The 8,576-nt window shown below is 50.7% G+C and carries 11 protein-coding genes; all 11 read right to left on the bottom strand.

What is annotated here, in order from left to right; genetic code table 11:
* Positions 1 to 1,809 (bottom strand): hypothetical protein, encoded by a 1,809-nt coding sequence (locus PsW74_RS05695; RefSeq protein ID WP_063289233.1) that lies wholly within the window; start codon positions 1,807 to 1,809, stop codon positions 1 to 3.
* The gene (locus tag PsW74_RS05700; protein WP_153041728.1) at positions 1,809 to 2,213 is read right to left on the bottom strand and encodes a hypothetical protein; all 405 of its coding nucleotides are present in this window, start codon (positions 2,211 to 2,213) and stop codon (positions 1,809 to 1,811) included. The genes PsW74_RS05695 and PsW74_RS05700 overlap by 1 nt, the downstream gene beginning before the upstream one ends.
* On the bottom strand, positions 2,198 to 2,782 hold the full coding sequence (locus tag PsW74_RS05705; RefSeq protein ID WP_063289235.1) for a hypothetical protein: 585 nt from the start codon (positions 2,780 to 2,782) through the stop codon (positions 2,198 to 2,200). Before PsW74_RS05705 ends, PsW74_RS05700 begins: the two co-directional genes overlap by 16 nt.
* Positions 2,779 to 3,492: a hypothetical protein gene (locus PsW74_RS05710; protein WP_063289236.1), complete on the bottom strand. Its 714-nt coding sequence runs from the start codon at positions 3,490 to 3,492 to the stop codon at positions 2,779 to 2,781. Before PsW74_RS05710 ends, PsW74_RS05705 begins: the two co-directional genes overlap by 4 nt.
* Complete coding sequence (locus PsW74_RS05715) at positions 3,485 to 5,692, bottom strand: phage tail tape measure protein (RefSeq protein WP_063289237.1); 2,208 nt, start codon at positions 5,690 to 5,692, stop codon at positions 3,485 to 3,487. The genes PsW74_RS05710 and PsW74_RS05715 overlap by 8 nt, the downstream gene beginning before the upstream one ends.
* A 195-nt stretch (positions 5,693 to 5,887) precedes the next feature.
* Entirely contained in the window at positions 5,888 to 6,217 is a 330-nt protein-coding gene (locus PsW74_RS05720; protein ID WP_063289238.1) for a hypothetical protein, read from the bottom strand.
* 3 nt (positions 6,218 to 6,220) lie between these two features.
* Entirely contained in the window at positions 6,221 to 6,643 is a 423-nt protein-coding gene (locus tag PsW74_RS05725; RefSeq protein ID WP_063289239.1) for a phage major tail protein, TP901-1 family, read from the bottom strand.
* A gap of 2 nt (positions 6,644 to 6,645) precedes the next feature.
* Positions 6,646 to 7,047, bottom strand: a complete 402-nt coding sequence (locus PsW74_RS05730; protein WP_063289240.1) for a DUF3168 domain-containing protein — start codon at positions 7,045 to 7,047, stop codon at positions 6,646 to 6,648.
* On the bottom strand, positions 7,044 to 7,454 hold the full coding sequence (locus tag PsW74_RS05735) for an HK97-gp10 family putative phage morphogenesis protein (protein WP_063289241.1): 411 nt from the start codon (positions 7,452 to 7,454) through the stop codon (positions 7,044 to 7,046). Before PsW74_RS05735 ends, PsW74_RS05730 begins: the two co-directional genes overlap by 4 nt.
* Complete coding sequence (locus tag PsW74_RS05740; RefSeq protein WP_063289242.1) at positions 7,454 to 7,786, bottom strand: phage head closure protein; 333 nt, start codon at positions 7,784 to 7,786, stop codon at positions 7,454 to 7,456. Before PsW74_RS05740 ends, PsW74_RS05735 begins: the two co-directional genes overlap by 1 nt.
* A 25-nt stretch (positions 7,787 to 7,811) precedes the next feature.
* Positions 7,812 to 8,411, bottom strand: a complete 600-nt coding sequence (locus PsW74_RS05745; RefSeq protein WP_063289243.1) for a head-tail connector protein — start codon at positions 8,409 to 8,411, stop codon at positions 7,812 to 7,814.
* Positions 8,412 to 8,576 lie beyond the last annotated feature (165 nt).

An 8,576-nucleotide genomic window follows, 5' to 3' on the forward strand; every position in this document is an offset into this window, starting at 1 on the left:
TTAAGCAGAAGCTGTAAGCACAACCGGATTGGACCAGCTGCTATTTTGCCCAAAGACCGAACGGGTTCGCATACGGAACCGATACTCCACACCAGCAGTCAAACTTTCTGTCTCGATGGCTTCTTCACCATCGTTTGCCTGCGCATACTTGGCAGCGCCGCCGCTGGTTTTCATGTACTCAAGCTCGTAGGTGAGAGCCTCAGAGCCACGCGAGAAGCTCGCCTCAGCAATCAAGCTCTGCCCCTGCTGTTCAAATGCAATCGTAAAGCTGGTGACAATCGGCAATGCAGAGGAACCAATACGCTGAGGAGGATCACCCTTTTCGCCCTCCTCCTCAGGTTCAAAATCGTAAAGGCTCTTAGGAACAACGATTGCCTCTAACTGGTGGGTAAAATTGTTGAGATCCAAGATCGGAGTTCCAATAAGTTCCAGATAGGCATCCACCAGATGAGGCGGCTCTGTGATCTTGATAAAGCGTCGAAATGGCAGGTTCTCAGATGCAAAGTAGTCGCACACAATTCGCACTCGCGGAGCCGTCGCACGAATGTATTTTAGCTTCTGTTTGCGCCGCATATGGTTGTGGCTTTGGATACATTCGTTATCAACGGTTCGCGACCTGGGGTCGTTCTCATCCACATACGGATCACCCCAGATGACCGCATCATCCTCGGTATAGTTTAGCTCTGGATTGGTCCAAAGGCCCCGAACAGATTTCACATTCGAGTTTGGATTCCGGTTTGACAGGAAGGTCACTTCCTTGATGTCTGCTGTTTTCAAGTGAATGTCAGGCTCTACCCACTCCCCGGCATGCACCGCCACCTTGCCTTGCGGGTCAACATAGAGCAGCAGTTCACCCGCTTCATCAATCAGCCTTGCGACCTCGGTGGGGTCATTGTTCTCCCGGCCACTGAAGCCACCATGATATCGAGGCTCTTGATCCCCTTGGAAGTTGGTGACCTGCTCATCAGCGACAGCAGCAGCATTGGCCCAACTCTCAAGATTAATCCGGTTTGACTTCAAAGCACCTCCATAGGGAGAAAGCAGAAGATCAAGACGGTGAAGCGCAAGGTTCCTGCTAAAGGCAACCTCATCAGTTCGAGGATCTAAAACGCGCTTCGCCCGAACCAAAGATGTCACTGTCGGATATCCATGCGGATACACCGTTCTATGATGCTGAGCGCTGACGCTCTTACAAATCACAAGCGTGCTGGCGATGTTATCGCCGCGATGATCATCACTCCAGATATCACTAAACTTCGTGACCAGTTCGGAATACGGCTCACCAACCGGAGTGCCCAACCGCTCTTTGATAATGACCTTAGCCTTACCACTGAGGCGGTAATACTTAGATGCATCCTCATCATTGCTCAGCGATTTTATGACGTTGCCATCTTCATCAATCTCAACCGCTGCATCACTCAGGTAGTGTTCAACAAACCCATCTATCTCATGAGAAGCGTGCGCGATGATCATGTAAGCAGTCCCGTCACGCTCCTCCAGAAACATCATGTCTCCAGCCTTGCGCACCAACCCATAAGCAAACGACCGAGACGGTACGCTTTGCCGTTGATTGACTTTGCCGTCTGCAACACTTGGCAAGGGAGCTGCATTACTCTGCCGACGCTGAGTGCCCGCCAACTCCTTGACGGCGTATCCAACACCAGCAGACAAGCCGACACCGATAATCCCAACACCAACAGAGGACACCGCAGCACCCGCAAGAATAGCTTGCGTCGCAACGGATGCACCAAGTATGGCCGCTCCGTTCGACAATACGAACGCAACACCCAATGCAACAGCATGAGGCATCAAACACTCCAGATTTTCAGAGCTGGTGCGTGAATGGTTTCAAAACCATCCCGCCAATGAACTTGCCAGTTGAGCCCGTCCCAGATTGCTCCCCACTGCCGGAGCGGGTTATGCAAACTGCCGACTACCCCGATGTCACCGATCTTCCTAGAGCGCGTTTCCAGCAGGCCCGCGATTGCAACACAGCCCTCGACCAAACCTAAAGCCCCGCCAGATGTTGTGAGAAGTTCGTTCAACTCTTCAGTGGTTGAGTAGGTGCCGCGCAGAAACTGAGCACCATCGGGATAGCCGTTGAAGCACGCCCAATCGGCAAGGACCAAGCAACAGTCAGCCTTGCCGGGATCGAAGCGCATGTCACGTCGATCTGACAGCCAACCTTGCAGGTTTTTCAGGCACGTGGCCAAGTGATGGTTTGCTCGTTCATGAGGGTCACTCGTTCACACGACAGATCTGGAAGAAGGTCAGGATTGAGTTTAAGCGACAGCGCTTTTTGGTCTGAGTCCGACAGCACAGCATTGCGCCGCGATTTGCGGGCATGGAACACATTCGCAACAACTACGATCACTTCATGCTTGATGTGAGGTTGAGCCTGATCACCCGTCGCTGCTTTGTGAAAATTCAGATCGATGATTTCGCCTGTGAACTTGACGATTGGATCTCCAACAGGCTGAAAGTACTGATCACAAGATTGCAACAAAATCTGCACTTCAGACCCGATGACATCATCTTCCTGAGTTTCTTCATAAGCCAGGTCGGCAATGTCCTGAGGAACGCCAGACAGGCCGACCTCCATAATCACGGCCTCACCAGAAAAGGAATATTGCAGCGTGCTTAAGGCTGATTCCGGAAGTTCCCCGGCAGCTCGCCAGTGATCACCATTTGCATCAATGTAAGGGCAAGATCCAAACCAGAAGCGAGAGGTTCCTTTTGGGAAATCCATCTTCATCAGGATCATCACTTTGCGGGCATTCATTCGGCTGCGACCTTATCCCAGTAATCGATTGCCTCGACAAAGTTCAGCGTCTTGTTTGTGATCGGTGACACACCGTGAACAATGTCCATCTCATTGTCAGAGGCAAGATGCATCAGGCACGTTGGCTCTTTCACTGTGAGAATAGAACCTGCCGGAATTTTAGCCCGCGTCGCAGGAAAGATCGGGACTTGAACCACGTTACCCTCTTTTGCGATTACCGGACCCGTTTGGTAAAGCGCATGAAAGTAACTGTACTTGATGCCCGTCAGGCTCAACCCTTCACGCAAAGCGCGAAGCTTCACAACAGTTGCACCGATCTGTGCGTCTTCTTCCATTTGAACCAAAGGTGGCTCACTGGAATACTTCGTGCCATCGGAAAACGTGGACCCATCAGAGTGAGTTGTCAGAGCACTTTGTGTCTTTGCGAGCTGCTGCAGCCGTGAGCCCGTGTAGTAAGCCGGAACGATCACCAAGCCACTTCGCCCCTGCAACGCAACTTGGATTGCATTCCAAGCTTCCTCGTGGTGCATATCATTTGACATCACCATGATGTTTGGAAACACAGCCCGCCAGAAACCTAAGTCGGTTTGCGTTACAAGATCGCGGCCACCCAACGTCATACCACCCTGTCTGGTGAAAGGCCGCTGGTGAAAGGCTGGTTTACCCCGCATCGCAAACAGCTTGAATGGCCAATGAACGAAATTAGCCAAGCCAGCCTCCCCCCTTGTTTTGCTCGTAAGCATTCAGGTCATTGACCACGTTCCCACGGGACTGAGCAGTGGCTGCTTTGATGATGCCAGGTTTAGCTTGATCGACGATTTGCACAGCAACAGGACCAGCAACGCCGGCCACTCTGACATCAAACTCAGAACTGCCCTCAACCACCAACCGGATCTCAGAAGGAGTATTGCGGTTTGCTGGTGCAGGAATTGCAGCAGGTTTCGGGATCATGGGAACAGGACCACCGACGAAGCCACCTCTTGCAAAGCCTTTGGCGCTTTTATGCAGCGCATCAAGATTGGCAACACCAAGCTTCCTAGTCGCCTCTTTAGAGAACACGTACTCATCGCCATGCACGATACCCTTAGGAGTGTACTTGCCCCCCGGACCCGTCCAGCCACCTTGATCAAACCCAAGGAATGAAGATGCTATAGTTGCAAGAGTGGACACCAGGCCGCCACCAGCAGAACCGGAACCACCACCGCCAAACATCGAGCCAAGCGGACCAGTTCCAAACAACGAAGCCTGAATAGCAGCGTCCGCCATCGTCTTGATAAACTGGTCAAGCGCTGTGCTGCCCGTATCGATGGCCGCTGTGATCTGGGAGAACTGGTCTGAGATCAATTGCCCGCCAAACTGGGAGACTTGATTGAGGCTCTCCTGTGCAGCCCTTTGGTTATCGATGCCTCGCACCAGGCTCTCAATTTCCTGCTTTTGTTTTTTGGTTGCCCCAGCCCCTGCTGCACGCAACTGGTTCAGGAGCCGCTGCTGCATTTCTGTTTTGCCAATCAAATCACGTTCATGCTTAAGAGCTGCAATAACCCGATCAACCGCTTTTGCCTGTCTGATCGCATCTTTCGCAGCCTTACTGCGATAGGTACCGACAAGATCATCAACTCCCAAAACCGGCTTGGATGTTGGCACAGCTACCCTTGCAGCTGATACTGTTGAAGCAGGCAATGTCTCAGACATTGAGGCCAGCTTACTGTTGTTCTTACTTCGCTTATCCAAGATCTCCTGAACAAGCTGGAGCTTCGTTTCCAAAGCACTGATTTGCTCCAATAGTGCCGCTTCTTTCATGCTCTCAGTATTCAGAAAGGTTTGCGACAACGATCCTGAGTTCAATCGCTCTTGTGTAGCTGTCAGACGCTTACTCAAGATCCCACGATCAGCCTCAATTTTTGCAAGAGCCTTCTCAAGATAGCCGGTTGAAAAGCTGCCAGGTTTAAACGGAGATCCATCTTTACCCGTTAGCAAATCAATATCAGGATCAAAAGGAGACCCTATAAGTCCACTCATCCCCTTTGAGAAATTGCCAAATCCCCCCTTTACTGCTTCCTTGAGTTCTCTAGCTTTCTTGACTGCCCCAGCCATGTTCTCACTGAAATTTATGAGATACGGCCCGATGTCAATCAAGGACGCTTTGAGCTGTTTATCCAAAGCATCAGAGGCATTTCCCAAACGGTTTTGCATTTCCTCTGCCTGATCGAGAACATCATTTTCAATAATATTCCCAAGAGCGCTGGCTTTCCTTCCAGCCTTGTCCATGGCATCAGATCCAAGTTCAAGAACACGAACAAGGTCTGTTCCTCGTTGGCCAAACCCTGCCTTAACCAACAGAGCTTTTTCCTCAGCAGTCTTGGCCTTAGACACTGCATCGGCGTAACGCCTCAAACGTTCTTCGCCACTGGACGCATTCACGAGTGCTCTTAGCAAACCCCTATCTGCCTTCTCCAAGGCAGAATACAACTCACCAGTCTCAAACTTGGCTTCCCCAACTCCAATTGTGAACTTGCGCAAGGCCGTATCTAGAGTGGAGGTTTCAATCGAGGCTTCCCCAGCCATAAACGCCAGCGTTTGGTAGAACTCACTACTCAAGCCGTTTTGCCTTGCAGTCTTCGCCACCTTGTCGAAGTCTTCAAGGCCTTGCTTGGCAAGGGTCAAAGCACCGGCCAGAGACAGAGCCCCAGCTGCTGCCCCGGCGAATGGTAAAGAGCCGACTGATTTGAGAAGCTTTCCAGCAGCAGCGCTGGATTTCCTCATTTCCTGATTGAAACCACGAACAGCTTTTTCGTTCCGTGCAAAGCTGCCCTTGGTTTTCCTCTCCAAGCGGGCAATCTTCTTTTCCATGTCCGTTGTTCGGGCATCAAAAAGCGTGATTACTTTTTGGCTTCCATTGGAATTAGACATTATGAAGATCCATCAATTGTCTCAGCTCGTCACGATCTGAAGTGGTAAGACTGCTTCCATCTCCATTGCTGCCATTCACAGCAATCCAGCCCTCAACAGCTTCATTGAACTCCACCAGACTTGCTTTCCAAAAATCAGATGGCCTCCACCCCAGTGCTGGTAACCATTGAAGCCATTGCCGAAATGGAAAGAACTTTAAGGGCTCTCCACTTCGGCCTCGCCCTTTCCCTCAGACAGTTCCGGGAACAATGCTGCTGTAATAGCTTCCTTCAGCAGAGGTAGATAATTCACCCCGGTTTGACTCTCCCAGGCCTGCTTCGCATCCCCCTCAATCGTGAGAGCTCCAAGACAAGCTTTCAACGTTGAAAGTGACATCATGTCCATGTCACCAATAAGCTGCCCTAATGGCCGGCCATCACACGCCTGCTCCAATTGCTCCAAACGCTCCATTTCGGCACAAAGAATAAGATCATAACCGTTAAGCTGGAGCGCTACCTCGCCCCGGGTTTTATTTGCTCTTCGCATGATCTACTCCGCAGTGAAGGTGACTTTGCCGGTGAACTTGACGGAGATGCTGAACTCCGCTTCCCCTTCAACCTCACCTGAAAACTCGATACTCTCGATAAGGATGACACCTGCATACTCACCAAGACCTGGAACAATGACCTTAGCGTTGGTTCGGGTTTGCTCCAGACAAGCGGCGTTGAGCTGTGTACTGGTTGCACTATCATCACTCAAACCTGACCCGGAAAACGAGACTGACTGAATACCGTGTACAGATGAGGAATAGACAATCGAGCCAGGGTCATCGCTATCTGGTACCGTTGCATCCACCAGGGAGTTGTTGATGGACAGGTTTCTGGTTTTAATCCCAGCAGTGTTTTCAAACACTTCAGGATCCGCACCATTTCCAAGTTTTAAGAGAAGTAACCGACCTTTTCCGTCTGCCATGTCTATGCCTTTCTGCAATGAAATTTCACCGTTATGACACCATGACGCGTGACCCCATCCGGATCAGTCATGACGCGCGTACTTTCAACAAACGAGAAGCAGGAACTCAGCCCTTCAACCACCAAGTCAGCATCGTGCAGTTTCCCATAAAGCTTTGCGATTATCTGCTTGGCCTCAAGCTGATCGGAAGCACGAGACCAGATATGAAGATCAACAAATTCATGAGAGCCATATGCACCGGTGACATCATTGGGTATCGCCTGCCATTCCCCGATCTGGATGAATGGGTATCCCTCTTCATCAACTTCCGATGTGTGGTGATCAAAGATGGACTTTGCAGCCGTTCCGGCATTTACAAGCGTTTCATAAAGCTTGGTCTGTAGAGCAACCGCATAATCGTTCATTTGAGAGCGTCCTTGATTGCCTTGTTCAGCGCTCGGTTCATGCGCCCGTTATGGCGTTTTTTCATAAGCCTGAATGCTGGAAAGAAGAACGGTTGAGCTGGATGATGCACTGTTCCAAACTCCAGCCAGTGCCACGTAAACCAAATAACGACCACCCAGCCGGACTGGCTTCCAGCGACCTGCTTTTCCCCCCAGGCCAGTTTGTCTTCCGACGTTGCTTTTCTGGATTTAAGGGAGCGGGACAATTGTCCGCTGCGTTGGGGGGCTGCTGCACTGGCAATGCTGGCAAGCTCTGTTGAGGATTTTTTCTGAACCTTCTCAATTTCCTGATCAACGCCAGGAGCAATTTTTCGAAACTGCGCCATCACCTCATCAAGGTTTGAAGATACCTTCACACCATCACCCATCAGACTGCTACCCCACGTTCAAGCAGCAGTTCCAGCCGCCGCTTGCGCCTTTCAGGATCATGAATTGAACGGATGTTGAATGTCTCGCCATCAATCACCGCAATATCTGCTTCGCTCAGATCAGCGGAAACAGCCGAATAACGAATGGAAAGGACGCCCATGGCAGAGGCTTCAATACGCCCGCCAGCAATCACCTCCTTGCCTTTAGACATTTGCAGCTCACCCACAGTCTTGAAGAGAAGATGCCAGGATGTAATCAGGCCACCGGAGCCATTGGAAACAGTTGCTTTGCGCCTGAAGGTGATCCTGTCTTTGAGACGTCCAGCCCGCATGATGATAACCTTTTTAAATCCCCACTTACCCGATAAAGCGCCGGTAAGGTTCAAGCATGAATTTGGAGGAGTGAGGCACTGAAGTCGCAACTGATCCGATCACCACGTCTTCACGAGTAGCGTACATATGACCAACCATCATCATGAGTGCTGCATTTATCGCTGCGGGAACATCATCAGGCTGTTCACCAAATCCAGTGACATACGCAACCTTAATGGGATGCCTCTTATCGGCATTCAATCGCGGAAAAGAATAGCTCTTTGCGAGGTGAAGATCAGTTCCTTCCGCACTGCTTTCAAACTCAAGCAACGTGGGAGCAAGCTGCTTTGATACACCGCTTACATCCAAATATGAGACTTCAGCACTGGAGACATCAGGAAACCAGAGTTTGAAGGTTCTGTTACCAGGCCAACAGCAGTAGCTCTGTTCCCAGGTTTGATTGATGAGGCACCGCTTGAGTTCACCATGGTATCCTTCAAGACGAGAGACAGCTGCTCTCAAATAAGTTTCAATGAGAGCGTCATCTTCAACAACATCAACGCACAAATGTAGTTTTATGTCAGCAACACTAATGGGCAGTGTGACCGGTGCCGTCTTCAATTTCGGAGTTGAACTGCGGTCCATGTGGGCATCCAAGTAAAGTTAAAGGTCAGTCCTCATCTGCATCTACTGGCTCGCCCGCGTCTTCATTCGCAGGTCCAGTCAGATCGAGATACTTGATACTTTGCGCCTGCACTTGCTTGGCAGTCAGTCGCTTCAAAGGCGCATCATCACCTTCCATCAATGGCT

It is taken from the genome of Pseudovibrio sp. W74 (genome assembly GCF_001623085.1).
GTDB lineage: Bacteria > Pseudomonadota > Alphaproteobacteria > Rhizobiales > Stappiaceae > Pseudovibrio.

Excerpts from the sequence above, each read along its gene's own strand:
- PsW74_RS05695 (WP_063289233.1), bottom strand. The coding sequence starts at position 1,809 with ATGCCTCATGCTGTTGCATTGGGTGTTGCGTTCGTATTGTCGAACGGA.
- PsW74_RS05705 (WP_063289235.1), bottom strand. The coding sequence starts at position 2,782 with ATGAATGCCCGCAAAGTGATGATCCTGATGAAGATGGATTTCCCAAAA.
- PsW74_RS05715 (WP_063289237.1), bottom strand. The coding sequence starts at position 5,692 with ATGTCTAATTCCAATGGAAGCCAAAAAGTAATCACGCTTTTTGATGCC.
- PsW74_RS05720 (WP_063289238.1), bottom strand. The coding sequence starts at position 6,217 with ATGCGAAGAGCAAATAAAACCCGGGGCGAGGTAGCGCTCCAGCTTAAC.
- PsW74_RS05725 (WP_063289239.1), bottom strand. The coding sequence starts at position 6,643 with ATGGCAGACGGAAAAGGTCGGTTACTTCTCTTAAAACTTGGAAATGGT.
- PsW74_RS05730 (WP_063289240.1), bottom strand. The coding sequence starts at position 7,047 with ATGAACGATTATGCGGTTGCTCTACAGACCAAGCTTTATGAAACGCTT.
- PsW74_RS05735 (WP_063289241.1), bottom strand. The coding sequence starts at position 7,454 with ATGGGTGATGGTGTGAAGGTATCTTCAAACCTTGATGAGGTGATGGCG.
- PsW74_RS05740 (WP_063289242.1), bottom strand. The coding sequence starts at position 7,786 with ATGCGGGCTGGACGTCTCAAAGACAGGATCACCTTCAGGCGCAAAGCA.
- PsW74_RS05745 (WP_063289243.1), bottom strand. The coding sequence starts at position 8,411 with ATGGACCGCAGTTCAACTCCGAAATTGAAGACGGCACCGGTCACACTG.